The sequence below is a fragment of the Amycolatopsis sp. NPDC049868 genome (assembly GCF_044461365.1).
Taxonomy (GTDB): domain Bacteria; phylum Actinomycetota; class Actinomycetes; order Mycobacteriales; family Pseudonocardiaceae; genus Amycolatopsis.
Window position 1 is genome coordinate 74,821 of record NZ_JBITKV010000005.1, and the last position, 24,027, is coordinate 98,847.

21 protein-coding genes are annotated in these 24,027 nt (G+C 68.8%); 9 read left to right on the top strand and 12 right to left on the bottom strand.

Translation table 11 applies throughout. The annotated features are described in order from the left end of the window. Positions 1-4: 4 nt before the first annotated feature. Positions 5-1,201 (top strand): FAD-dependent monooxygenase, encoded by a 1,197-nt coding sequence (locus tag ACIBTM_RS22220; protein WP_395878974.1) that lies wholly within the window; start codon positions 5-7, stop codon positions 1,199-1,201. A gap of 84 nt (positions 1,202-1,285) precedes the next feature. Here the strand turns inward: ACIBTM_RS22220 and ACIBTM_RS22225 are convergent, their stop codons facing one another. From ACIBTM_RS22225 to ACIBTM_RS22255, 7 genes are all read right to left on the bottom strand, one after another. Continuing rightward, on the bottom strand, positions 1,286-2,542 hold the full coding sequence (locus ACIBTM_RS22225) for a DUF222 domain-containing protein (protein WP_395878975.1): 1,257 nt from the start codon (positions 2,540-2,542) through the stop codon (positions 1,286-1,288). 111 nt (positions 2,543-2,653) lie between these two features. After that, the gene (locus tag ACIBTM_RS22230; protein WP_395878976.1) at positions 2,654-3,013 is read right to left on the bottom strand and encodes a hypothetical protein; all 360 of its coding nucleotides are present in this window, start codon (positions 3,011-3,013) and stop codon (positions 2,654-2,656) included. Continuing rightward, on the bottom strand, positions 3,010-3,759 hold the full coding sequence (locus ACIBTM_RS22235) for an SDR family NAD(P)-dependent oxidoreductase (RefSeq protein WP_395878977.1): 750 nt from the start codon (positions 3,757-3,759) through the stop codon (positions 3,010-3,012). Before ACIBTM_RS22235 ends, ACIBTM_RS22230 begins: the two co-directional genes overlap by 4 nt. A gap of 11 nt (positions 3,760-3,770) precedes the next feature. Next, positions 3,771-4,817, bottom strand: coding sequence for an ABC transporter permease (locus ACIBTM_RS22240; RefSeq protein ID WP_395878978.1), 1,047 nt, complete (start codon positions 4,815-4,817; stop codon positions 3,771-3,773). Continuing rightward, entirely contained in the window at positions 4,814-5,701 is an 888-nt protein-coding gene (locus ACIBTM_RS22245; RefSeq protein ID WP_395878979.1) for an ABC transporter ATP-binding protein, read from the bottom strand. The genes ACIBTM_RS22240 and ACIBTM_RS22245 overlap by 4 nt, the downstream gene beginning before the upstream one ends. Next, complete coding sequence (locus ACIBTM_RS22250) at positions 5,698-6,090, bottom strand: GntR family transcriptional regulator (protein WP_395878980.1); 393 nt, start codon at positions 6,088-6,090, stop codon at positions 5,698-5,700. Before ACIBTM_RS22250 ends, ACIBTM_RS22245 begins: the two co-directional genes overlap by 4 nt. 83 nt (positions 6,091-6,173) lie before the next feature. Continuing rightward, on the bottom strand, positions 6,174-7,352 hold the full coding sequence (locus ACIBTM_RS22255; RefSeq protein ID WP_395878981.1) for a glycosyltransferase 87 family protein: 1,179 nt from the start codon (positions 7,350-7,352) through the stop codon (positions 6,174-6,176). 134 nt (positions 7,353-7,486) lie between these two features. Between ACIBTM_RS22255 and ACIBTM_RS22260 the strand changes: the two genes are divergently transcribed. The 4 genes from ACIBTM_RS22260 (at position 7,487) to ACIBTM_RS22275 (ending at position 11,931) form a co-directional block, all read left to right on the top strand. After that, positions 7,487-8,392 carry an AraC family transcriptional regulator gene (locus tag ACIBTM_RS22260; RefSeq protein WP_395878982.1) on the top strand — a complete coding sequence of 302 codons (906 nt, stop codon included), beginning with the start codon at positions 7,487-7,489 and terminating at the stop codon, positions 8,390-8,392. A gap of 78 nt (positions 8,393-8,470) precedes the next feature. Further along, on the top strand, positions 8,471-9,313 hold the full coding sequence (locus ACIBTM_RS22265) for a carbohydrate-binding protein (RefSeq protein ID WP_395878983.1): 843 nt from the start codon (positions 8,471-8,473) through the stop codon (positions 9,311-9,313). Positions 9,314-9,504: 191 nt separating this feature from the next. Then, positions 9,505-10,845 (top strand): erythromycin esterase family protein, encoded by a 1,341-nt coding sequence (locus tag ACIBTM_RS22270; protein ID WP_395878984.1) that lies wholly within the window; start codon positions 9,505-9,507, stop codon positions 10,843-10,845. A 120-nt stretch (positions 10,846-10,965) separates the two neighbouring features. Then, positions 10,966-11,931, top strand: coding sequence for a sporulation protein (locus tag ACIBTM_RS22275; protein ID WP_395878985.1), 966 nt, complete (start codon positions 10,966-10,968; stop codon positions 11,929-11,931). Positions 11,932-11,986: 55 nt separating this feature from the next. On the opposite strand, the gene ACIBTM_RS22280 is transcribed toward ACIBTM_RS22275, so the two are convergent. From ACIBTM_RS22280 to ACIBTM_RS22300, 5 genes are all read right to left on the bottom strand, one after another. Then, positions 11,987-13,192, bottom strand: a complete 1,206-nt coding sequence (locus tag ACIBTM_RS22280; RefSeq protein ID WP_395878986.1) for an acyl-CoA dehydrogenase family protein — start codon at positions 13,190-13,192, stop codon at positions 11,987-11,989. 188 nt (positions 13,193-13,380) lie between these two features. Then, a complete protein-coding gene (locus ACIBTM_RS22285) occupies positions 13,381-14,577 on the bottom strand; it encodes a GNAT family N-acetyltransferase (RefSeq protein WP_395878987.1) in 1,197 nt (398 codons plus the stop codon). Between the two features lie 31 nt (positions 14,578-14,608). Beyond that, on the bottom strand, positions 14,609-16,309 hold the full coding sequence (locus ACIBTM_RS22290; protein ID WP_395878988.1) for an ABC transporter ATP-binding protein: 1,701 nt from the start codon (positions 16,307-16,309) through the stop codon (positions 14,609-14,611). Then, positions 16,306-18,048 (bottom strand): ABC transporter ATP-binding protein, encoded by a 1,743-nt coding sequence (locus ACIBTM_RS22295; protein ID WP_395878989.1) that lies wholly within the window; start codon positions 18,046-18,048, stop codon positions 16,306-16,308. Before ACIBTM_RS22295 ends, ACIBTM_RS22290 begins: the two co-directional genes overlap by 4 nt. Continuing rightward, positions 18,045-18,947: an alpha/beta hydrolase gene (locus tag ACIBTM_RS22300; RefSeq protein ID WP_395878990.1), complete on the bottom strand. Its 903-nt coding sequence runs from the start codon at positions 18,945-18,947 to the stop codon at positions 18,045-18,047. Before ACIBTM_RS22300 ends, ACIBTM_RS22295 begins: the two co-directional genes overlap by 4 nt. Positions 18,948-19,043: 96 nt before the next feature. Here ACIBTM_RS22300 and ACIBTM_RS22305 point away from each other — a divergent pair, with 96 nt between their 5' ends. The 4 genes from ACIBTM_RS22305 (at position 19,044) to ACIBTM_RS22320 (ending at position 24,026) form a co-directional block, all read left to right on the top strand. Beyond that, positions 19,044-20,078 carry a PucR family transcriptional regulator gene (locus ACIBTM_RS22305; protein WP_395878991.1) on the top strand — a complete coding sequence of 345 codons (1,035 nt, stop codon included), beginning with the start codon at positions 19,044-19,046 and terminating at the stop codon, positions 20,076-20,078. 174 nt (positions 20,079-20,252) lie between these two features. Continuing rightward, a complete protein-coding gene (locus tag ACIBTM_RS22310; protein WP_395878992.1) occupies positions 20,253-20,969 on the top strand; it encodes a S1 family peptidase in 717 nt (238 codons plus the stop codon). Between the two features lie 167 nt (positions 20,970-21,136). After that, a complete protein-coding gene (locus ACIBTM_RS22315) occupies positions 21,137-22,930 on the top strand; it encodes a hypothetical protein (RefSeq protein ID WP_395878993.1) in 1,794 nt (597 codons plus the stop codon). Positions 22,931-22,943: 13 nt separating this feature from the next. After that, positions 22,944-24,026: an AAA family ATPase gene (locus tag ACIBTM_RS22320; protein WP_395878994.1), complete on the top strand. Its 1,083-nt coding sequence runs from the start codon at positions 22,944-22,946 to the stop codon at positions 24,024-24,026. The last annotated feature ends 1 nt before the right edge of the window (position 24,027 follow it).

A 24,027-nucleotide genomic window follows, 5' to 3' on the forward strand; every position in this document is an offset into this window, starting at 1 on the left:
CCCCATGAAGGTGGCGATCTGCGGTGCCGGGATCACCGGTCTGGCGCTGGCGCACCGGCTCGCGACGCTGGACGTCGAGGTCGTGGTGCTGGAACGGGCCGCGGGCCCGCGGGAACAGGGCTACATGATCGACTTCTTCGGTCCCGGCTTCGACGCCGTCGAGGAGATGGGTCTGCTGCCTCAGGTCGAAGACGCGGCGTATCGGGTGGACGAGGCGAGTTTGCTGGACGAGCGTGGCCACCGCCGCGCGGCGATCGACTACGTCCAGTTCGCCAAATCGGTGCGGGGGCGGCTCTGCAGCATCATGCGACCGGATCTGGAGCGGGTCCTGCGTACCGGCCTTCCGTCCACAGTGGACGTCCGGTTCGGCGCCGGGGTCACCGGCGTCGAGGACCTCGGCGACCGGGTTCGGATCGCCCTGGCGGACGGCGAGACGCTCGATGCCGATCTGCTCGTCGGGGCCGACGGGATCCATTCGACCGTGCGGCGGCTGGTCTTCGGTGAAGAGAGCCGGTTCTTGCGTCATCTCGGGTTTCATACGGCGGCCTTCGTTTTCGAGGACGAGGAGATTCGCGCGCGGGTGGGGGAGCGGTTCTGCCTGACCGACACCGTCGGGATGCAGATGGGTTTCTACGGTCTCCGTGACGGCAAGCTCGCGGCGTTCGCCGTGCACCGCACGACGGATCCGGCCCTGCCGGCCGACGCGCGAGCGGCGCTGCGCGCGACCTACGGTTCGCTCGGCTGGGCGGTGCCGAAGGCACTCGACCTGTGCCCGCCTTCCGGCGAGGTGTACTACGACCAGGTCGCGCAGATCGAGATGCCTTCCTGGAGCCGCGGGCGGGTCGTGCTCGTCGGCGATTCTTGTTATGCCGTCTCCCTTCTCGCCGGTCAGGGCGCTTCACTGGGTATCGCGGGCGCGTTCGTACTGGCCGAACAGCTCACCCGGGCGCCCTCGATCGAGACCGCGCTCTCGGAGTACGAGCGCCTGGTCCGCCCGGTGGTGACCGAGAAACAGCAGGTCGCCCGCCGGGGCGCGCGATGGTTCCTGCCCGCCAACCGATTCCTCCTCCTGGCTCGCCGGGTGTTCCTTCGCGTGGCCCGGCTCCCGGGACTCGAACGACCGCTCGCGGCCGCCGTCACCGGCAAGTCGACGGCGCTGGTGACGAACCTGAAGCGCGGGGCCGAGATCCGGAGCCGGTGACTTTTCGGCACGGCTCGATGGAGGCCCGACGTCGCCTGGCGACGTCGCCTGGCGACTCGGTTCCGGAAGCTTGTCGGGATCGGCCTATGTCCTGAGGTGCATGGTGTTGCGTCGTGGTGTGCTGGTGGGGTCGAGGTAGGTGGGTGGGGTGAATTCGGGGAGTCCGTCTTGGGCGATCTGGACTTTCCATTCATTGCGGTGGATCAGCCGGTGGTGTTTGGTGCAGAGTAGGACGAGGTTGTCGATTTTGGTTTCGCCGTGGTGTCGCCAGAACACGATGTGGTGGGCGGTGCAGCGGGGTACGGGCATGTCGCAGCCGGGGAAAGCGCAGCCGCCGTCACGAATGGTGAGCGCGTATTTCTGGGCCAGGGAGACGGTGCGTTTGGAGCGGCCGATGTCCAGCGGTTCGCCCGCCGTCCCGAGAACCCCGGGCCGGACGCGGGAGTCACAGGCGAGGATTCTCGCGTCGGTGGCGCTGATCGGCCCCACCAGATCCAGATGGGCTTCACCAATATCGCGGATCAGCTCGTCGTAGGACATGGTGATGAGGATGTGGGTGGCTTCGCCGGCTTGGCCGGGAAGATTCCGGCTGGTGGTCTTCAACCGCACGTAGTCGGTGAAGGCATCCCCGTAGCGTTCGTCCTGAGTCCGGGAGTCCCGCACCCCGTCGACGGCCTTGTGCGGCTTGGCCATCGGATCCAGGTCCGACTTCAACCGGGCGTAGGTTTCCAGATCTAGCCGTGCTTTGAGGCCCAAGGTGCCGTCGCGGTGCTTGACGAACCGTAGCTCCGGCCGGGTCTCCTTCGGGTCCTCGTTGCGGGGTTCTTTGCCGTCGGGGTCGAGTTTGTCGAGCAGGCGGCGTCCGGCGCTGGCGATCTGCCGTGGCCCGGCACACCGGGCCAGCTCGACCAGGATCTTCTCCCCGTTCCGGACGTCTTCCTCAGGCACGGTGGAGGGAATCCGGGCGAGGGTCTTGATGATGGCGTCGATCTGCGACCCGCCGATCGCACCCTCCGCCGCCGCCTCAGCCGTCAACGGCGCCAAGGGTGGCTCGGGGTCGCCACCGATCGTCGGGCTGGGGTGCAGGGCGAGCACCCGATCGGCACGGGCGTCGGCTTCCTTCTCCGACACCAGGAAATCCTCGTAGATCAGCCCCGCCAACGTCGAATGACCCGAACAGCCGCGTATCCCGCGGGAATTGATTTCCGCGAGGATCGCGTTCTGCTCGGCATCCAACTGACGTTTCAACACTTCGAGTTCTTGTTTGCGGGCGTGCAGCGTCGCCGTGTCGACGCGCCACCACTCGGTGGACGTCTTCGGAGAGGCATCGTCGCTGGACACAAGATCAACGCTACGCCGAATCGAACACCCGTGCTATAGCATATTCAGACTATATCGCGCCCAATAAAACGGTGGTCCGTCGTCAACTCTTCTTGAGTGGTGTCCGCTCATTCACGGGCCGTGGAGTTCGGTCTCCCAGGGCTGGAATGGCGGCTCGACCTCGTAAGTCGGATCGCACAAGCGGCGAATCCATTGGGCGGCACGGTACTGCGCGTCCCCGTCGTTCAGCACCTTGCCCTCTTCGTCGACTTCCAGCACATTGCCATAGATCGCGAAGACCTGCTCCAAGGACGAACCGAACTGGAAGAGAGCCGGTCGGTAGTCGAAACCGTCAAGCAAGTCAACGTCGATGGTGCCGTTGGCCAAGTAGAAGGCGAAGAACCGAAGCGAAGCACGCACGTCGACAGGAAGATGTCCCACCAGTACATCATGCCTGCCGGCCGCATCGCCTCGGTAATCGGCCGCGATCACCAGGTGGGGTGCGCGGAGACGCCTCCGTCCACGGTGAGGTTGTGCCCGGTGATCCACGCCGCGAGCGGCGAGGCGAGGAACAGGCAGGCGTTCGCGACGTCGCCGGGGGTGCCGAGCCTGCCCAAGGGCGCGGCCTGGCGCCACCGGCGGACGCCCTCCGGCCAAGCGTCGCCGAGGCCGGGCCGGTCGATCAGGCCGGGGGAGACGGCGTTGACGCGCAGTCCTCGCGACCCGTATTCGAGCGCGGCGGCGCGGGCGTGCATGACCAGGGCGGCCTTCGCGCTGCTGTAGTGCGCGTGTCCCGGTGCGGGCTGGGCCGCTTCGATCGAGGCGATGTGGATGACACTGCCGCCGTTCATCACTTCGGCCGCGGCCTGGGTGCATGAGAACGCGCTGGTGAGGTTCGCGTCGAGGATGGCGCGCCAGCTCTCCGCCGACATCTCGGGCAGAGGTTCGATCGGCTGCACGCCGGCGTTGTTGACCAGGGTGTCCAACCGTCCGGTCCAGCCCGCGGCGGCGGCCACGAGCCGTCGGCATTCGCCGTCGTCGGTGAGGTCGGCGGCGAACGTCTCCGCGGTGCCGCCTGCCTCCTGGATCCGCTCGACGACGGCTAGCGCCGAGGCCTCGTCACGGTGGTAGTGCACGGCGACGGCACTGCCCGCCTCGGCGAAGCGCAAGGCGATGCCGCGGCCGATCCCGCCGCTGGCCCCGGTGACGAGGGTGGTGGTACCGGTCAGGTCGAGCATCGAGAACCCTTTCAGGCGAGACGGCGGCGGATCCACCAGAAACAGAATCCCGCGAGACCGAGGGCGAGCGCCAGATATATCGCGCTCTCGATCCATTGGAACGGCCAGAATCGCGTCGGCGGGTGGTAGATCAGATGCTGTCGATAGCCGAGCCGGTTGATTTCGGCCAGGCACAGGTCCATCGGATCGGCTCCGGTGCCCCGGCCGCCGGGCGGCGCGGACGGCGAACACGGGCCACTGGAGGTCGGCATGGTGACGTTTTCGACGGGTTTTCCTGAAGGGTCGACGGTTTCGCCTGCCAGCAGCCAGCCGCCCGGATCCGGTGCCTTCGCTTCGAAACGCAGCACCCCGGTGTTCGGGTTCCGGCCGATTCCATCCACAGTGGACGGAGAGAGTTCGACGGTCGCGTCGATCGAGGGCAGCAGATGGGGCCGGACGACGATCGGCACGGCGACCTGGATCACCGCGAACGCGGCCAGCGTGACGGCCATCGCGGGCAGGCTGCGGCGCACCAGCATGCCGATGGTGACACCGAGTGCGAAGGCGAACGCCGAGTACGCGATGGGGACGACACCGCGCGCGTCGAACACCATCGCCGAAAGCCGCGGGAAATCCTTCACGGCGGCCTGTTCGAAGGTGCGCGCCCACCAGGTCACCGCCAGGCTGCTCACGCCACCGGCGAGCATCGCGGCCGCGCCGGTGATCCCGAGTTTCACCGCCAGCCACCGCGTCCTGGTGACGCTCTGGTTCCAGATCAGCCGGTGTGTCCCGGTCTCGAGTTCGCGGGTGAACAACGGCGCGCCCCAGAAAAGGCCGATGAGCGCGGGCAGCAGGAGCACGAGCGCGGTGACGGCCAGAAAGGTGTTCTGGTGGTCGTTGAGGAATCGCTCGACGAAGTCGTCGCAGGCGGAGGTGTCGCCCGCGCAGGTCGCGATCCCGGTGGCGTACTCGCCGGAGATGGCCGGCCCGGTGACGGCCAGGACGAGCGCGAGCACCGCCAGCGCTCCGAACACGGCCGCCGCCGGGAGCCGGAATTGACGCCAGGTCAGCCAGATCATCTCCGGACCTCCAGGATCCGCCGGTGGTTCGTGGTGGTTTTGGTCAGATAGGCCAGGACGAGGTCTTCGAGGCTCAGCTTGCTCACCGTCCAGACCGGATCGTGGATCGGTTCCCCGGTGCGGACGACGAAGGTGCTTTGGACGTCCGTATGGCTTTCCGAGACCACGTGCTGGCTCGACGGGAGCCTGGCGGCGTCGCGGCGCGGGCCGGTCAGGCGGTGGTGGGTGGCAAGCAGGGTCTCGACCTCGCCGGACACCTGCACGCGGGAATCGATGAGCACGATCAGGAAGTCGCAGGCGCGTTCCAGATCCGAGACCAGATGGGACGACAGCACCACGTTCAGCTCCTGCTCGACGGTGGCTTCGAGCAGCCCCTGCAGGAATTCGCGGCGCGCCAAGGGATCGAGCGCGGCGACGGGTTCGTCGAGGATGAGCAGTTCCGGCCGTTTCGCCACGCCGAGGGTGAGGGCGAGCTGGGCACGCTGGCCGCCGGAGAGTTTTCCGGCCTTGCGCGCGGGATCGAGACCGAGGCGGGCGACGCGGTCCCTGGCCAGCGCGTCGTCCCAGCCGGGGTTGAGCCGCGCGCCGAGTCGCAGATGGTCTTCGACGGTGAGACCGGCGTAGGTCGGGGTGTCCTGTGCGACGAAGCCGACCTTGGCGAGCTGGGCCGGGCTGGCGCCGGGACGCCCGCCCAGCACGGTGATCCGGCCGGTGGTCGGCGGCAGCTGGCCGGCGGCCATGTTCAGCAGGGTGGTCTTGCCCGCTCCGTTGGGGCCGACCAGCCCGACCACGTGCCCGGCCGGGATGTCCAGCGTGCATTCGGAGAGCGCCCAGTTCTTGCCGTATCTCTTGCCGAGACCCTCGGTCCGCAGGACGGCGGTCATGCTATTTCCTCCTCGGCGACGGTCCGAAAGGTCGTCATGAACAGCGCCTCGATGCTCTCGTCGTCGAGCCCGGCCTTGCGGGCCTTGCCCAGCCACCGCTGCAGCTCCATCCGCAGGGGACCGTGCGCGGCGAGTGATCCGTCGGTGAGCGTCGCCGTCACGAAGGTGCCGACGCCCGGCCTCGCGGCGACGAGGCCTTCGTGTTCGAGCTCGCGATACGCCTTGAGCACGGTGTTGGGGTTGATCGCCAGCCGGGCGACCACTTCCTTGACCGTCGGCAGCTGGTCGCCTTCGTCGAGCAGGCCCAGCCGCAGCGCCTGTCGCACCTGGCGGACGAGCTGCAAGTACGGCGACAGGCCGGAGTGATCCTCGAGGTGGAACTCGATCATGGTAACTCCATTTATCTAGTTACCTAGTACTATAGAGGCATGGAGGATCGCGGTGTCAAGACGGAGAGATCGCGTTTAGCGGGCTAAACGCGTTTCCGCAGGGAGCGGGCACCTGCGACGGCGAGGAAGACCAAACCGGCCAGGATGTAGCAGTTCCCCAGCCACTGCTGGGTGGTCGTCCAGGTCTGGCCCGGGCGGTCGAAGGCCGGGAAGTACCGGAACGGAGCCGCGACGAAGATCGTGGCGACGACGCCGGTGACGGCGAGCCAGGCCGCCGCCCTGCGGCGATCCTGACGCTTGAGTACCGCGCAGGCGGCGGTGGTGAACAGCGCCGGGGCGATCCACACCCAGTGATGCGACCACGATGTCGGCGAGATGAGTAGGGCGAACGTCGCGTTCAGCAGCAGTGCCTGTACCGGCGCCGAGCGGTACATGGTCACCGTCACCAGCACCAGCAGCACGCCGGTGAGGACGATCCAGAGCGGCTTCGCGGCGGACTCGACGCCGAACCGGGCCAGCACGGCCTGCAGGGTCTGGTTGGTGTGAAAGGAAGTTCCGCTGATCCCGGACGCCCCGGCGAGGCCGCCGAACCAGTAGCGCGAGGAGGCCTCCGGCGCGACCGCGAACGCGACGGCCGAGGCGGCCACGAACGTGCCCAACGCCGTCAGTGCCCCGCGGAAGTCCTTGCGTACCAGGAAGAACAGCAGGAACGCCATCGGTGTCAGCTTGATGGCCGCGGCGAGACCGACTCCGATGCCCCGGTAGCGGCCCCGCGCCAGCAGGCAGTCGGCCGCGACGAGGCCCATGAGCAACAGGTTGATCTGCCCGAACCCGAGCGTCTGGCGGACCGGTTCGAGGAAGAGCGCCGGGGTGATCGCCAGCGACGCGACGAGCAGTGCCTTCCGCCGGTCCCCGGACGGCCACAGCGTGCGGGCGATCGCGTAGAAGGTGATGCCCAGCGCGGCCAGGCTGAGCGCGAAAAGCAGGAGCACCGCGCCCGTCCACGGCACCAGCGCCAGCGGGGTGAGCACCAACGCGGCGAACGGCGGATAGATGAACAGCAGGGGGATGCCGGCTTCGGAAAGCGGCAACGCGCCGTAGAGATCGCCGCCGCTCCACAGCGCGTCGACGCCGAAACGATAGATCTCGAGGTCGCTGTGGGAAGTGCCCGCCGTCGCCAAGGCCACGGCGCACGCCAGCGCCAAGGCGGCGAACGCGCCGAGCGACCACCGGGCCCGACCGCGCGACTTGGTGGGAGACATCGCGTGGTGACCCTTCGGACGTGCGTCGATGATCCCGACTGTACCGGGCGGGTGAGAAGCGACTTCCGTCGGCAGTCACGGCGCGAACATTGGTCTAGACTTTTCATTCCCAGTGTGGTGAAAGGGACCGGTCCATGCGCGGAACGACGGTGTTGCCGAGGACGCCTTGCCTGAAACCGAAGGCGGGGGAATTGCCACTGCATCGGCTGGAGGTCCGCGCGCCGGACGCCCTGCCGTTCACGGTCGGCACATTCGACACGATCGGGCCGATGTCGCGGGCGGCGTTCCCGCATCGGCACACCTTCTACGAAATCGTCCACGTCACCGGCGGCACCGGCGACCACGTCATCGATTTCACCCGCTGGGAATTGGGACCGCCGCAACTCGCGGTCATAACACCGGGGCAGGTACATCATTGGGATGCCCGCGATCTCAGCGGATTCGTCGTGCTGTTCACCGACGATTTCCTGCTCGAACATCCGTCGGATCGCGAAACCCTGCGAAGGCTCAGCCAGCAGCCGTGGCGGCTCGACGAGCGCGCGGCCGAGGAGACGGCGCGGATGGTCGCCGAACTCGACGAGGAATTCCGTTGTGGCGGACAGGGTACCGATTCGGTGCTGCGGGCCCTGATGCACGTGCTGATCGTGCGGGCGGGACGGCTTCCGGGGCTGGCGGATCCGCGTCCGCCCGCCAGAGCACAGGCGGTGGGCACGGAATTCGCGCGGTTGCTCGGCAGACCCGACCTCGGGCTCTGGTCGGTCGGCGCGCTCGCGGAACGGATCGGTGTCACGCCGGGATATCTCACCGACGCGGTGAAAACGGCGACCGGCCGGACGGCGGCACAACTGATGCGCGAGGCGAGGACCCGGGAGGCGAAACGGTTCCTGCGCGGCACGGATCTCACCGTGCGGCAGGTCGCCAGCCGGGTCGGTTTCGCGGATCCCGCCTATTTCTGCCGGTTCTTCCGGCGGGAAACGGGGTTGAGCCCCGGTGATTACCGCAGGACCGGTGACGCGCCCCCGGAGATTCACCACGACTGACCAGGTCAGTCCATCGTCCGCAGCTGATCTTCTCCATACCGTCGAGGGTGATTCCCGAAGCCCCCACGAGGAGCAGGTATGGACGAAGAAAACAAGCTCAGCCGGAAGACTGTGCTGAAGGCCGCGATCGCCGCGGGTGTGGCGGCTCCGGTCGCGTTGATCGGCGGCCCCGCTCTCGCACGCACCACCGTCGCGAGCGGCCAGGCACCCGAGCTGACCCCGTACTGCGACGACGGGGACGACCCGACCATTCCGCAGACCGAAGGTCCTTATTTCAAGCCGAATTCCCCGCAGCGCACCTCGCTCGTCACGGCGGGCACGCCGGGAACGCGGCTCACCGTGTCCGGCTACGTGTTCGGGCTCGGCTGCCTGCCGATCGCGCGGGCGCTGCTGGACTTCTGGCAGGCGGACGTCAACGGCGCCTACGACAACGTGGGGTACACCTTCCGCGGTCACCAGTTCACGAACGACAAGGGCGCGTTCTCGCTGAGCACCATCGTGCCCGGCCTCTACCCCGGGCGTACGCGGCATATCCACGTCAAGGTCCAGGCCCCCGGCAGGCCGGTGCTGACCACGCAGCTCTACTTCCCCAACGAGCCGCGCAACAACACCGACACGATCTTCGACCCGCGGCTGCTGATGACCGTCCGGGACGCGGGCACGGCCAAGGAGGCCGCGTTCGACTTCGTGTTGAACGTGCCGCAGACGCCGACGTCGACCTCGCGGCCGACCAGTACGACGCCGACGACGTCGACTTCGACCTCCAACCCGCCCGGCGGGACGACCTGGGCGGCGGGAACCGGCTATTCCGCGGGCGCCCGGGTCACCTACAGCGGTCGCGGTTACGTGTGCTTGCAGGCGCACACCGCCCAGCCCGGCTGGGAGCCGCCGTCCACACCCGCGTTGTGGCGCGCGGAGTGACGGACAGCCGCTGCGGAGGGAGATAAACGCGGGTGGATTCCCGCCTTCGGGTCCCACACCCGGCGGCGGGGTCCACCCGCTTCTCGTGGGGTGAGGAAAACCCCACCCCAAGTAGGAGCTTTGCTTCAATGCGCCGCCACCGTTCCGTCGACGATGATCGATTTCGACAGCGGAACGAAGGGGTGAGCGGTATGACGGACGGCCGGAAACGGTGGGGAAGACGGGGATTGGTGGCCGCCGCGGTGGTGGTGACGGGTGCGGTTCTCGCTCCGCTCGTAAGCCCGGCGGTCGCGGACGAGGCGGCGGCCCGGCAGGATCCGGTGCGGTCGCTGGACCGGGCGGCGCATCCGCTGCGGACGACCGAGCCCGGCCGGAACAACGCCGATCTACGGGCGCTGGGCGGGATGATCGCCGACGCGAAGGTGGTCGGCCTCGGCGAGGCGACCCACGGTTCCCACGAATTCTTCACCATGAAGGAGCGGGTGTTCCGCTACCTCGTCGAGGAAAAGGGGTTCCGGGCCTTCGCGCTGGAGCTCAGCTGGTCCGCCGGCCTGGAGATCGACGAGTACGTCCAGACCGGGCGCGGCGACGCCCGTGAGATCGCGAAGCGCACGCTGGCCGGATCCCCGTGGGATCGTGAGGAGTTCGTGAGCCTGATCCGGTGGATGCGCGATCACAACCGCGCGCACCCCGATCGCACGGTGCACTTCGTCGGTGACGACCTCGGCGCGCCTTCGGTGAACGACGCCTTCTTCGCGCGGATCACCGACCACATCGGCCGGCACCATCCGGAGGCGCTGCCCCGGCTCAATGAGCTGTACACGGGACTGCGCCCGATCGACGACGCGTTCGCCTACGTGCGTAAACCCGTCGACGAGCGACGGCGGCTCGCCACGCAGGCGGAGCAGGCCTTCGAACTGGTCAAGGGGCTGACCGGGGCGGACGCCTACGGCTGGACCGAGCAGCACGCCCGGTTCGTCGCGCAGACCGCCCGCTTCCTCGCCGTCGACCTCGCGGATCCGAAGGGGCTGCCCGCGGCACAGATCCTGCGCGACCAGGCGATGGCCCAGAACGTCGCCTGGTGGCAGCGGCGGACCGGCCACAGGATCCTGCTCTCCGCGCACAACGCCCATGTCGCGTACATCCCCGACATGCCGGCGATCTACCCGAAGACCCAAGGCGCCTTCCTGCGCGAGACGCTGGGCCGCGGCTACCTGCCGATCGGGTTCAGCTTCGACCGGGGTTCCTTCCTGTCCAAGGACACCGCGGTGGGCGGCGAGTGGAAGCCGTTCTCCGTCCCGGCCGCGCCGTCCGGGACGAACGAGGACACCCTCGACCGGGTCCGGTTCGAGGACTTCTACCTGGACCTGCGCACCGCGCCGCCCGCCGCCCGCGCCTGGCTGGACACCGCCCGGCCCACCCGCACCATCGGCACGCTCTTCCCCGTCGACCCGGCGGACATCTCGCTCGGCCGCTCGTACGACGTCGTCATCCACCTGCACGACGTCCGTCAGGCCGATCTGAGAAGGTAGTGACGTCACGCCCGTTTAGGGGTTTTTAACCCGGTTTACCTGGCGTGCCGCGACGGATCTCGGTAGTAGTCGAAGTGTTCCGGTACCCCCTGTTCCAGTACCCAGCGGAGGAAATCCCTGATGTTCAAACGGATGCTCAGCGCCTTCGGGGTCGGCGGCCCGTCCGTCGACACCGTGCTCGACTCACCGCACGCCGTTCCCGGCGAGGTGATCACCGGCCAGGTCCGCATCCAGGGCGGTTCGAGCGACGCCCAGATCGAGGAGATCCTGCTCTCGCTGGTCACCCGGGTCGAGGTCGAGCGCGGCGACCACGAGCGTGCCGGGACCGCGGAATTCCTGCGGGTCAGCGCGGGCCGCAAGGTCCAGGTGACGGCGGGGCAGCTGACGACCGTCCCGTTCCGGATCGCCCTGCCGTGGGAAACGCCGATCAGCGCGGTGGGCGGGCGTGAGCTGCCGGGCATGGTCGTCGGCGTGCGCACCGAACTCGTCATCGCCGGCGCGCCGGACAAGGGCGACCTCGACCCGGTGCTCGTCGGGCCGCTGGAATCGCAGGACCGGGTGCTGGAGGCGTTCGGCGAGCTGGGCTTCTCCTTCCGCAGCGCCGACGTCGAGGCTGGGCAACTGCACGGTGTCCGGCAGGAGCTCGGGTTCTTCCAGGAGATCGAGTTCTTCCCGCCGTCGCGCTACGCCGGCCGGGTCGGCCAGGTGGAGCTGACCTTCGTCGCGAGCCCGGACGACCTTGTGGTGGTGCTGGAGGCGGACAGGCGCGGCGGCATGTTCCGCTCCGGCGGCGACTCCTTCGGCCGCTTCCACGTTTCGCACGAGGAGGCGCTGCGCACCGACTGGGCCGCGGCCATCGACGGCTGGCTGGCCAAGGTCGCCGAATCCGGCGGCGGGCACGCCATGTTCGGCGGGCATCAAGAGCACTACGGCCACGACTACGACCACCACGGTCACCACGGCAGGCGTGGTCCGGGGATGGGCGGTGTGGTCGCCGGTGCCGCGGCCGGTGTGGTCGGCGGCATGATCCTCGGCGAGGTCATGGAGGACATCTTCGACGGTGGCGACGAGGGCTTCGAGGAGTGATCCGGCTTTCTGGGCACACCGGCTCCGGTGTGCCCAGAAGTCACTTCGCCAGGACTCAGGTGTACCAGGTGGGCTCCGGAAGTTCGTTCAGCAGCGCGTAAGCACCGACTTCACGGCGTTTGTACGCCACCGGATCGTGCAGTGAGTGCGTCCGCAGATTCCGCCAGAACCGGTCCAGGCCGTATTTCGTGGCGCTCGCGCGGGCGCCGGTCAGCTCGAAGATCTTCGTGCCGATTTCGAGGCCGGTATCGATCACGCGCTGTTTGGCGGCGGCGACGAGAACCGCGATCTCGCCGCGTGCCTCGGGGGTCAGTTCCTCGCGCGGAGCGTGCAGCACGGCGGAGATCGCGGTCCCGGCCTTGTCCACCAGCGCCTCGGCGGCCCACAGCTTCGACTGGAGATCACCGTAGCCGTCGAGGATGTACCACTCCTCGCCGGCGGAGGGCTTGTTGTCGCCGCCGTACGGCCACGCCCGGGTGTGCTCGCGCGTGTACGCCAGCGCGGTTTCGAGCGCGCCTTGCGCGATGCCGAGATAGAAGTTGGCGAACACCAGCTGGATCGCCGGGACGTTGAGCGTGTTGTAGGTCAGCGGGCGGAACTTCTTGTCGACGTAGCCCGCCGCGCTCGCCCACGGGACGCGCACGTCGGTGATGGTCACGCTGCCCGATTCGGTGAGCCGCTGGCCGATGTTGTCCCAATCGTCGTGGAAGACGATTCCGTCCTGTTCGGACGGGACGATCGCGAAGATGTGGTCCTCGGTGCCTTCGAGGACGCCTTCCAGCACGGTCAGATCCGAAACCTTGCTACCGGTGGAGAACGATTTGTGTCCGTTGTAGACGATCTCGTCGCCGTCCTCGGTGATCTTCAGATCGGAGTCGCGGGGGTTGACCGCGCCGCCGAAGACGAAATCGTTCCGCGTATACAGTTCTTCGACGGCGGCGATCTGGTCGTCGGTCGCCACGAGGCGAGCGGCCCATGCCCAGAGATAGTGGTAGCCGAGCAGCTGGCCGATCGAGCCGTCTCCGCGTGCGACCTCGCGGATCACGCGATAGGCGGTCTCCCAGCTCTGGCCGCCTCCGCCGTGCTCGACCGGGCCGAGCAGCGTCACCAGGCCGGATTCCTTGAGCAGCCGGACTTCCGCGTAGGGCGTTTCGTTGTTCCGGTCGCGCTCGGCCGCGTTCACCGCGAGTTCCGCGGCGACCTCCTTCGCGGCGGACAGCCATTCACTGGCGGATCGGATCCGGGGCTCGGTCGTGGTCATGGGGTGAATTCCGTTCTGTGCGAGGGCGAACGGGAATTCCGGGCAGGGCGGAGCGCCCGGAATTCCCGGGTGTTTCTCGAAGGTGAGCGACACTGATTCAGGCCGTACAGAGCATGCGTCCGAGTAGAGCAGTGGCACTTTGGGGTGTCAACGAACGTCCGCGCTCTGAGACCGCGCCCTTCGCGTGATCAGAACCAGTGCAGGCAGTGCGGAGAACGCCCGGTACGGAACAGAGCGTCGGCGACTGCGGCAGCCTCCGCATGGTGAGCGCGGATATGGCCCGCCCGCACGAGCGTGCTCGGGGTGGTACCGCCGAGATAGATCGAGCCCAGATCGCTCACGTCGAGGGACAGGTCGGGTTCCCGCTCCGTCGGGACGCAGGCCGCCTCGCCGTCCCGGACGGTGAGCAGATAGCGGCCGTGCTCGCCGAGCGCCGGGTCGCCGACGTCGAGGACGAGCTCACCGTCGGCCTGCCAGCCGCGGGCGGTGAGCGCGCGGGGGACGTCGAGCAGCCGCACCCACAGCCAGTCGGTGTCGCCGCCGAGTTCGCCGGCGCGGAAGTCTTCGAGCTGCCATCGCAGTGGATCGTCGAGCGGGCAGTGCTTGAACACGACTTCGGTGACGAGGTCGTGTCCGAGCAGGAATCTGGCCAGCGCCGTGGACACCGCGTCGTCGGTGGCGATGGTCTCGTCGACGGTCAGGGTGCCGGGTTCGGTGAGCGAGTACGAGGCGTATCCGTCCGGGACACCGTCGGCATCGCGATGCACGGCGACGTGACGCTGTGCCCGGGAGATCGGGGGTTGCCCGGCCCCCGCCTCCCACCAGCCGTGCGGGCGCGACAGCGCGCCGGGCCGGGCGCGGCGATACCGGTCGTAGACCGCTTCCAGGATTTCGCCGCAATCGGCCCGGCGCAGCAGTTCGATCGTGCCGGTGGCCACCTCGGCCGCCCGGGGGACGGCGAAGGCGGCCTGGTGGCGCCGCACCGTCATGCGCCGGGTGTAGGTCGCCGGTCCGTAGCCGAACCGGCGGTAGATCAGGGCCTCCGACGCCAGCAGGACGGAGAGGAACTCACCCCTGGCCCGGAATTCCGCGAGCTGGTGCCGCATCATGGCGCTGAGCACGCCTTGACGGCGGTGCGAGGGAAGCACGCCGACGGCGGTCACCCCGGCGGCCGGGACGACGACCTCACCGGGCAGGGTGAGCTCGAAGGAGTACGCGGAGGCCGTGCCGACGGGCCGCCCGTCCTCGGTCACCGCGAGCAGGCCGCGGTCCATTTCGAGCGCGGACCAGGTCTCGCCCGCGGTGTCCGGGAACCGGGCGAACGCGGTGAACATCGTGTCGACGAAGACGGCGCGGTCGTCGGCGGTCGTGGAACGGATCTTCATGGGCACAGTGCATTGCCGTTCCCCGGCGGCGTCAAGCGATTTGCGGCTCGAGGAACCCGGCGTACCGGCCGCCGAGCCGGGCCAGCTCGCCGTGACTCCCTTCTTCCGCGATCCGGCCGCCGTCCAGGAAGACCACGTGGTCCGCGCGCTCGACGGTCCGCAGCCGGTGCGCCACCATCACCACGGTCCGGCCCGCCATGAGCCGTTCGATCCCCTCGTGGACGGCCGCTTCGTTGACCGGATCCAGCGCGGAGGTCACCTCGTCGAGCAGCACGATGGGCGCGTCCTTCAGCAGTGCGCGCGCGATCGACACCCGCTGGCGTTCCCCGCCGGACAGCAGTGCGCCGCCTTCGCCGACGTTCGCGGACCAGCCGCCGGGCAGCCGTTCGATCACCTCGTCCAGCCTGGCCGCCGTCGCGGCGGCGCGTACATCGGCGTCGTCGGCGTCCGGACGGCCCAGCCTGATGTTCTCCTCGATCGTGCCGTCGAAGAGGTAGACGTCCTGGAACACGATCGCGATCCGGGACATCAGGTCGTCGGTGCTCATCGCGCGGACGTCCACGCCGCCTACGCGCACCGCGCCCGAATCCACGTCGTGGAACCGGGCGAGCAGCTGCAGCACCGTGCTCTTCCCGGCGCCCGAAGGCCCGACGAGGGCGAGCTTCTGTCCTTCGTGGACGGTCAGCGAAAGGCCGTCGAGCACCGCGCGGCCGCCGCGGGTGAAGGCCGCCGACTCGAACTCCAGATCGTGCCGCTCCGGCCGGACCGGCTCCGGCGGTTCCGGCAGCGGTTCGGTCCGCAGCAGCGCGTCGAGCCGCACCAGCACCGAACGCGCGCCGCGGAGTTTGCCACCGATGTCCGTCAGCGAGAGGAGCGGATCGGCGCAGCGCGTGGCCAGGACGAGGATCGCCACGACCTCGGCGGCGCCGATCTCCCCGCCGAGCGCGAGGAAGGCGCCCAGCGTCAGCAGGACGGTGAACATCGCCTGCACCGTGAACGTCAGCCCGACGACCCCGGGCAATGCCGACAGGGTGGACCGGCGGTTCGCCCGCTGGAGGTCCTGTAGCGAGTCGTCGAGCAGCCGGAATCGTTCCGCGGCCCGCCCGCCTGCCCGCAGCACCGGCTGGGCCTGTAGATACTCGATGACCCGGCCGGTCGCCTCGATGTCGCGCCGGGAGGACTCTTCGTCGGCGGCGGCCGTCGAACGGCCCGTCCACACCTGGATCGCGACCACGACCGGGACGGCGATCAGCGCGGCCAGCCCCAGCCGCCAATCGAAGGCGAAGATCACGAACACGATCGTCAGCGGGGTGACGCACGCGGCCACGAACGGGGCCAGCAGATGCGCGATCACGCCCATCGCCTGCAGCACACCGGGTCCGGCCAGTGCCGACACCTCACCGACGCGGTTCCCGCCGTACCAGCCCATCGGCAGCCGGGCGAGATGGTCGCCGAGGCGGTGGTACATCCCGCGCAGCAACGTCGTCCCGGCGCGGAAGCCGGAGAGATCGGCGCGGTAGCGCAGGATCGCGAACACCGAGAAGGCCGCGCCGAACGCGATCAGCCACGGGACGGCGTCGCCGGGAGTGCTCCCGAGCAGCGCCCGCAACAAGGGAACCAGCAAGGCGTAGGACAGTCCTTCGACGATCCCGGTCACCGTCATCAGCGCCACGGTCCGCCGCACCGGCGGGGCGTGCTCGGGGCCGAGGACGCTCAGCAACATCCGGATCATCGAGGTTCCCCCTGTGGTTCGGCGGCGTGCCGGGAACGCCAGAAGGCGGCGAATTTCCCGTTCTGGGTCAGCAGATTCGCGGGCTTGCCGCGTTCGGTGATGGTGCCGTTCTCCAGCAGTACGACGGTGTCGGCGTCGACGACCGTCTCCAGGCGATGGGCGATGACCAGGATCGTCCGGTCGGCCCGTGACGTCGCCAGCGCCCGGCGCACGGCCAGTTCGGTCTGCGGGTCGGCGAACGCGGTGGCCTCGTCGAGCACCAGGACGGGGGTGTCGGCGAGCAGCGCGCGGGCCAGCGAGATCCGCTGGGCTTCCCCGCCCGACAGGCCGGTTTCCTCGTGCAGCACCGTTTCGTAGCCGCGTGGCAGTTCGAGGATCCGGTCGTGGATGTTCGCCAGCCGGGCGGCGCGTACGACGTCGTCGAGCTCGGCGTGCGGCACGGCCAGCGCGATGTTGTCCGCGACCGACGCGCGGAGCAGGCGGACATCCTGGAACACGAAGGAGACCTTGCGGTACAGCTCCTGGCTGCCGATCTCGCGCAGATCGACGCCGCCCAGCAGAACTTTTCCTTCCGTGGGGTCGAAGAACCGCGGCAACAGAGTGACCAAAGTGGACTTCCCGCTGCCGGACGGGCCGACGAGGGCGGTGACGGTGCCCGGTTCGAGCACCAGGTCGATGCCGCGCAGGACTTCGCGATCGGCCTCGTAGCCGAACCGGACGCCTCGCAGTTCCACCCGATGTCCTTGCGGCACAAGGGGGTTCTCCGGTTCCGACAACGGCGGCACGCCGAGCACGTCGCGGATCCGGCCGGTCGCGCGCCGGGCGGCCTGCAGTTCGTCGAAACCGTGGCCGAGCGCGGCCACGGGGGCGGTCAAGCCCAGGCCCAGCACCAGGAACGGCAGGAGATCGACCGGGGCGAGGCCGCCGCCGGTGATCAGCAGCGTGCCGCCGATCAGGACCACCAGCAGGACGAACGGCGGCGACAGCGCGAGTTGCATCCCCGCCGCCGGCCCGGCCATCCCTCGCACCCACTTGGTGAAGGTGGCGACGAAGGCGTCCGCGGCGGTGCGGAACCTGCGATGGGCGCGGCCCGCTCCGCCGAACGCCTTGACCACGGCGATGCCCTGGACGAATTCGACGACCGAATCCGAGATCCCCGCCATGCCCCGGTCGAACTCCTCCTGCTCGCGCAGCCGGGAGGGCGTCATCATCAACGGGACCAGCGCCACCGCCAGCACCACCGGGATCAGGGTGATCAGGGTGAGCCGCCAGTCGATGGTGAGCAGGTAGCCCAGCGACACCAGCGGGACGACGAAGGCGGAGACGAGCTCGCCGGGCGTGTGGGCGATGAACGGGTGCACGGCGCCGACGTCCTCGCCGACGACCTTGGCCAGCTCGCCGGTGCGGCGCCCGGAGAACCAGCCGATCGGCACGCGGCCCAGGCGTTCGGCGAGCAGACGGCGGAAGGTGAGCTGGACCCGGCCGTCGAGCAGATGCCCGATCCCGGACGACGCGGCCGTGAACACCAGCCGGACGAACAATCCGGCCGCGCCCACGATCACCGCGGTCCAGACGCGGCCTTCGTCGACCGGTCCGGGCGTCAGCAGCGCCCTGCCCAGCTCGACGACCGCGAGCAGCGGCGCCAACCCCGAGACGGCGCCGACGATCTGCAGGACGACGACGGCGGCGAAACCGCCGGCGAACGGGCGCAGCAGCCTGGCCGTGGTGGGTGCCGTCATGACTCGGCCAGCGCGCGGCGCAGGACGCCGCCCAGTTCGTCGATCTGGCGGCGGGACACCTCGGCGGACAGGATCGCCTGCGACCCGTGGAAGGTGCCCGGCCAGTGGTGCAGTTCGACCGAAACCCCCGCCTGCAGCAGACGGAGCGCGTACTCGATGTTCTCGTCGCGGTTGGGGCAGAACTCGGCGGAGGCGACGTACGCGGGCGGCAGCCCGGAGAGATCGGTGGCCCGCGAAGGGGCGGCATACGGCGAAGGCGCGGGCTTCCCGGCCAAGTAGTGCCCCCACGAGGCGGTGATCTTGGCGCGGTTCATCCACGGCGTGTCGGTGAAGTTGCGCGCCGACCACGACTCCTGCCGGTCGTCGAGCCCCGGCTGGTTGAGCAGCTGGAAGCAGATCCGCGGGCCGCCTTCGTCGCGGACCCGCAAGGCCGTCGCCGCCGCGAGCCCGCCGCCCGCGCTGTGCCCGCCGACCGCGATCCGGTCGGGAGAGACGCCGAGCTCGGCCGCGTGGTCCGCCGTCCAGTTCAGCACGGCGTAGGTGTCGTCGAACGCTGCGGGGAACGGGTTCTCCGGCGCCAGCCGGTACTCCACCGAGATCACCACCGCTTGGGACGCTTCGGCGAGCCGGGCCGCCCAAGGGTGCTCGGTCTCCAGGTTGCCCATGACCCAGCCGCCGCCGTGCAGCCAGATAATGGCGCCCTGCGCCTCCCGGGGCCGGTAGATCCGGATCGGGACGCCGGGGTCGCCGGGCACCGTCCGGTCCTCGACCTCCATGGCCGACGTGTCGGGCCGCGGAACCGACGTGGCCAGCTTTGCGAGCTTCTCGCGATCGGCGATCGGGTCGTCGAGGTTCGCCGCGGGGAACAGGGCGATGAAGGCTTCGAGTTCGGGATCCATGACGATGATCCTTCCGGTTTCCGGTCCGGAGGGCGGCCGCCATCCGTCGCGTGTGATCGCCCCTTCGCGCGACGATCGCCGCGTAGGCTCGCCGGCATGGAGGCACTGGCCGCGCGGTTGTCGCATCTGGATCCCGACGTCGAGGGCGTGATCCGCGTCGTGATGTTCTACGACACCTTGATGCGGCGGCGGGTCGACCTCCCAGCGCTCGCCCGCGCCACCGCGGGGCTGGCGGAATGCGCGGCGGGCATCCGGCTGCACAGCACCGGGCGCACCATCCGCATGGCCCCCGACGGACGCGAAGCCGCTCCGGCCTCCGTGCCCGTGTCCATGACGACGGCGGTCACCCTCGACGACGAAGAGATCGGCACGGTCTGGCTGGAACGCGAGGGCGAGCCGGGTGCCCTCGACGAAGCGGTGCTGGACCGCCTCGCGATCGCCGTCGCGACGGTCGTCGAGCGCTACGGGCCCGCCCGCACCACCATGGCCGATCCGGCGCTGGTGGAACTCGTGATCAGCTCCGCCAGCGACGACGCCGCCAGGAACCGGGCCTTGCGGCTGCTGGGTTTCCCCGGCGACGCGCCGATCCGCGTGGTCGCCGTCCGGTCCGGGCTCCCACTCGAGAAGATCGGGGGCCTGATCTGCCACGGGCGCCCGGTCAAGGCCGCGTCACTCGGCGACGTCGGCATCATCCTGGCCGCCGCGGTGGATCCGGCCCGGTTCCCCGAAGACGTCCGGGCGGGGATCGGCGACGCCGAATGCCCGCATCGGTCCTGGCAGGACGCGACGACCGCGCTGCGGTTCACGACCGCGCGCCGTCCGGTGATCCACTATCGCGACCTCGGCGCACTGGCGCTGCTCGCGCGGATCCCGGAGGAGGACACGCGGGCCAACGCCGACGTCGTCGCGATCACGAAGCTGGCCGCGGATCCGGAGGACCTGCGGACGCTGGACGCCTACTGTGCCACGGGTTCCGTGCGCCAGGCCGCCGATTCCCTGCACCTGCACCACAGCAGCGTGGCGCGACGGCTGACCCAGATCGGCAAAAGCCTGTCCGTCGACCTGACCGATCCGCTCGGCCTGACGCGGGTGCGGCTCGCCCTCACCGCGTGGCGCCTGCTCGGCGAGTGACTACCTAATGATCTTCGCCGAGTACTCAAAAACCACGTCCGGCCGTCATGGAAATAAATAGGTAGCCCGCGCGAACTTTCGTCGGTTTCCGGCTTCCCTTGGCACGACACAGAATCAGCGCGTTCGTCCCCACTTTCAAGCGGCCGGGACCCGGCCGCGGAAATGAGTCGGAACATGCGACTGCGCTCCCTCGTCCTGCTGGCCGGTACCGCCTTCATGGCGCTGCTCGGCTCGACCGCCCCCGCCGCGACCGCCGCCGAACCCTCCGGCGTGCAGCCGATGATCATCGGCGGCCAGTACGCGCAGAGCGGTCCCTGGGCGGCCCGGCTGTTCGTGAACGGGCAGCAGAACTGCACCGCCACGATCATCGCGCCGCAGTACATCCTCACCGCCAAACACTGTGTCGCGAGCAGCGGCAGCTACACGTTCCGCATCGGCAGCCTCGACCAGCAGAGCGGCGGCACCATGGCCACCGCGGCGAGCATCACCCGCCACTCTGGCGCGGACCTCGCCATCGTCCGGCTGACCAGTTCGGTCAACGCCACCTACGCGCCGCTCGGCACCACGAGCAACGTCGCGGTCGGGCAGAACGTCCAGGTCTACGGCTGGGGCGCGACCAGCCAGTGCGGTTCCGAGATCAACTGCCAGTCCCGTTACCTGAAGGTCGCCACCGTCCGGGTCAACTCGGTCAGCTGCAGCGACTACAACGGCGGGGTCGCGGTCTGCGCGAACCGCGTCGACGGCATCACCGCCGGCGGTGACTCGGGCGGCCCGATGTTCTCCGGTGACCGTCAGGTCGGCGTCGCCTCGACCAGCGACCGGTCGAACAACACCGCGTACACCAACATCACCCGCTACCGCAGCTGGATCCAGCAGATCGCCGGCGTCTGATCGCCTCGTGAGTGGTAGGGACGGTTGGAACCTTCCTTACCACTCACGAGCGTTAACACCGATCCGCCGCCCCCTATTTGTCAATTGATACTCAACTCGGCCCGGGTCGACGCGATAATGTGGGTCGGCGCCGGTGGGCCGGCGCCGTGGACCTTGGGAGGGGGCCAATGGCGGTACCGACGCGGGCTCTCGACCGCACGATCGTCGTAGTGGACGTCGTGGGGTTCACCGCGCCGGACCGCAACCGGCTCGACCGGCTGGCCGTGCACCAGGGCATGTACGAGGTCTTGAAGATCGCGTTCGCCGAAAGCGGTATCGACTTCGATTCGTGCGCGCACGAGGACCGGGGCGACGGTGTCTTGATCCTGCTTCCGCCTGGGACGACCAAAAGCCTGGTCGCCGACCTGCTGCCGGATCGCCTCGGGGTCGCCCTCCGCCGGTACAACCACACGCGGACACCGCAGGCACAGATGCGGCTGCGGGTGAGCCTCAACTCCGGCGAGGTGATCGGCGACGACAACGGCTGGGTCGGGGACGCGGTCGATATCGCTTTCCGCATTCTCGACGCGCAACCGGTGAAGGAGGTCTTCGCCGAATCCGATCGGATGATCGCCTTCATCTCATCGGAGCGTTTCTTCACGGACGTCATCGAGAAGGACCCGGGTTTGTTGCCCGAGTTGTACCGTCCGCTACCTGTTTCAGTGAAGACTTTCACCGGAATGGCTTATTTACGCCTGCACGGGGAAGTCGTCGTGGATTCGGTGGTGGTGCGCGCCGAGGATCTCTTCCCGGCCGCCCCGGCAGGCCCCGTTCTGGAGTTGATCCCCCGCAAGGATCTGGTGGGCCTGCGCCGTCATTTGACCGGAATGAGAGTCCCGAATCAGGCGGTCATGGTGAGCCGCGCGCTCGGTCCCGCGGTCCCGCCGCCCCGGCTGGACGGCGTCACCGACGCGTGGGATGCCTTTCAGCTGCTCACGGACTTCAACGCGGGTGTGGACGGGATCCCGCCCGCGTTGACGTTTCTCGGGCTGCTGGCCGAAAACGCGGGAGGCAAGCCGGACGCGATGATCGAGGGCTGGCTGGCGAATCAGGCTCGCTCGCTGCGGATCGCCGCCGCTTTCGGGCATCAGCGGCTGACCAGGTCGCCGATTCCGGACCACCCGCATCTGCATTTGATGATCATGCTCGAACCGGTTTCCGCGGATCCGACGCGGTGCACGCTCGCATTCTGGAGACAGGACGATCCCGACGTTTGGCCGCCGCCGCTCGGCGGAGTGCGCGAAATCGGAATCGAAGAAGTCGAGCTCAGGGTCGATGACGTCATCCTGGAGACCGAAGGTGTCTGGTCCGGCCAGAGCATGTCCGCGTCGGTGGAGTTCCTCCTGCCGCGGACGTTGATCAATTTGCCGGTGCAGCGGTGGGCGAAGGAGCATGAGACCGGTCAGCCCCAGCCGTTGCGCTACGGGTACCGTCTCGGAATACGGTCTTTGGAGAGGATGCGGGCGAGGCATTGGCATCGCGCATGGCACGTTCGCTGGGATTCGATGGTGAAGGACCCGGCCGCCGACCGGCTGCACTATTCCGGTTGCGCGAAGGTCGAGGATCACCCGATCGACGCCATACTGAGCGACGAGCACTGGGTCGGCCTGGTATTGGCGAAACCCCCGCCGCCCCAAGCGAAACCGGGTGGTGTGCCGGACGAACTGACGAGCGCGCTCCGCAGTGGTCTCCCGGTCGTGCTGTGGCATCCGGACGCCGAGCCGGAGACCCTGCGCGAGTTGCTCGACTGGGTATTGGCCGCGGAGAGCGGTTTCATCGAACTTCCTGCTCGCCGCAAACTGGCGAATTCCGGTATGGCGGTACCGTTCAAGAATTCTCTGGCTCACGATCTGGTGGTAATGTGGGACGATCCCAAACGCGTGATCGTTCTGGACCAGCCGTTGATCCCGACTCGACTGTAAGGGGATGCCGCGGATGAGCGGGAACGATCAGGACGCGGCCCTGGACGGCCGGACTCCTCGGCTCGACACACCCGATTGGTGGATCTACCGGGGTACCGGTATGCCGATTCACGACATCGACCTCGCGCAGCTGCTGCCCGCGCCGCCGCCGTGGCGTTCGTATCGCGGTGACCCGCCACCGGAGAACGACGTACCGCCGCCGGACGACGGCGAGGCGGAACGTCGTCTCGGTACCGCGTTCACGCTTTCGGAGCAGGACGCCGACGCCGGCGAACTGAACATGGTCAACGCCGCCCTGTACCTGCGGCGTCCGTTGCTGGTCACGGGGAACCCGGGAACGGGGAAGTCGAGCCTCGCGTACCGGATCGCCAGGGAACTGGGGCTGGGCAGGGTGCTGCGCTGGGCGATCACCAGTCACACCGCGCTGAGTTCCGGGCTGTACGGCTACGACGCGATCGGCCGGGTCCAAGCGGCCGCGACCAGTCAGGCCCAGCGTGGCGGCGAGGCGGAAGAGCCACCGATCGGCGATTTCGTCCGGCTCGGCCCGCTGGGCACCGCCTTTCTCCCCAGCAGGCTGCCGCGTGTCCTGCTGATCGACGAACTCGACAAATCCGAGGCGGATCTGCCGAACGATCTGCTGTCGATCTTCGAGGACGGCGAATTCACCATCGAGGAATTGGCCCGCGTGCGCAACCGGCATCCGGAAGTCACCGTGCACACCGCCGACCCGCAGCGCACCGCCGTGGTCCGCGACGGCCGGATCGCCTGCCACGCCTTCCCGATCGTCATCATGAGCAGCAACGGGGAGCGGGAATTCCCGCCCGCCTTCCTGCGCCGCTGCCTGCAGTTGCGGATCGAGAATCCGGACGAGGAGCAGCTCGCGGCGATCGTGGCCGCTCATCTGGTCGGCGAGAACGGCGAACACCGGGACAGGCTCATCCGGGAATTCGCCGAACGGAGCAAGGCGGAAGGCGGGCTTCCCACCGACAGGCTGCTCGACGCCGTCTATCTCGCGACGTCGGGTGCGTACCAGCCGGATCAGGAGGCATGGCCGAGGCTGGTGGACGCTCTGTGGCAACGACTGACGGTGCGGTGAC

What these genes read in the sequence shown, in the direction of transcription:
- ACIBTM_RS22280 (WP_395878986.1), bottom strand. Translation starts at nt 13,192, where the DNA reads ATGACCACGACCGAGCCCCGGATCCGATCCGCCAGTGAATGGCTGTCC.
- ACIBTM_RS22220 (WP_395878974.1), top strand. Translation starts at nt 5, where the DNA reads ATGAAGGTGGCGATCTGCGGTGCCGGGATCACCGGTCTGGCGCTGGCG.
- ACIBTM_RS22240 (WP_395878978.1), bottom strand. Translation starts at nt 4,817, where the DNA reads ATGATCTGGCTGACCTGGCGTCAATTCCGGCTCCCGGCGGCGGCCGTG.
- ACIBTM_RS22300 (WP_395878990.1), bottom strand. Translation starts at nt 18,947, where the DNA reads ATGGATCCCGAACTCGAAGCCTTCATCGCCCTGTTCCCCGCGGCGAAC.
- ACIBTM_RS22265 (WP_395878983.1), top strand. Translation starts at nt 8,471, where the DNA reads ATGGACGAAGAAAACAAGCTCAGCCGGAAGACTGTGCTGAAGGCCGCG.
- ACIBTM_RS22250 (WP_395878980.1), bottom strand. Translation starts at nt 6,090, where the DNA reads ATGATCGAGTTCCACCTCGAGGATCACTCCGGCCTGTCGCCGTACTTG.
- ACIBTM_RS22310 (WP_395878992.1), top strand. Translation starts at nt 20,253, where the DNA reads ATGCGACTGCGCTCCCTCGTCCTGCTGGCCGGTACCGCCTTCATGGCG.
- ACIBTM_RS22275 (WP_395878985.1), top strand. Translation starts at nt 10,966, where the DNA reads ATGTTCAAACGGATGCTCAGCGCCTTCGGGGTCGGCGGCCCGTCCGTC.
- ACIBTM_RS22290 (WP_395878988.1), bottom strand. Translation starts at nt 16,309, where the DNA reads ATGATCCGGATGTTGCTGAGCGTCCTCGGCCCCGAGCACGCCCCGCCG.
- ACIBTM_RS22235 (WP_395878977.1), bottom strand. Translation starts at nt 3,759, where the DNA reads ATGCTCGACCTGACCGGTACCACCACCCTCGTCACCGGGGCCAGCGGC.
- ACIBTM_RS22305 (WP_395878991.1), top strand. Translation starts at nt 19,044, where the DNA reads ATGGAGGCACTGGCCGCGCGGTTGTCGCATCTGGATCCCGACGTCGAG.
- ACIBTM_RS22260 (WP_395878982.1), top strand. Translation starts at nt 7,487, where the DNA reads ATGCGCGGAACGACGGTGTTGCCGAGGACGCCTTGCCTGAAACCGAAG.
- ACIBTM_RS22255 (WP_395878981.1), bottom strand. Translation starts at nt 7,352, where the DNA reads ATGTCTCCCACCAAGTCGCGCGGTCGGGCCCGGTGGTCGCTCGGCGCG.
- ACIBTM_RS22320 (WP_395878994.1), top strand. Translation starts at nt 22,944, where the DNA reads ATGAGCGGGAACGATCAGGACGCGGCCCTGGACGGCCGGACTCCTCGG.
- ACIBTM_RS22245 (WP_395878979.1), bottom strand. Translation starts at nt 5,701, where the DNA reads ATGACCGCCGTCCTGCGGACCGAGGGTCTCGGCAAGAGATACGGCAAG.
- ACIBTM_RS22285 (WP_395878987.1), bottom strand. Translation starts at nt 14,577, where the DNA reads ATGAAGATCCGTTCCACGACCGCCGACGACCGCGCCGTCTTCGTCGAC.
- ACIBTM_RS22295 (WP_395878989.1), bottom strand. Translation starts at nt 18,048, where the DNA reads ATGACGGCACCCACCACGGCCAGGCTGCTGCGCCCGTTCGCCGGCGGT.
- ACIBTM_RS22270 (WP_395878984.1), top strand. Translation starts at nt 9,505, where the DNA reads ATGACGGACGGCCGGAAACGGTGGGGAAGACGGGGATTGGTGGCCGCC.
- ACIBTM_RS22315 (WP_395878993.1), top strand. Translation starts at nt 21,137, where the DNA reads ATGGCGGTACCGACGCGGGCTCTCGACCGCACGATCGTCGTAGTGGAC.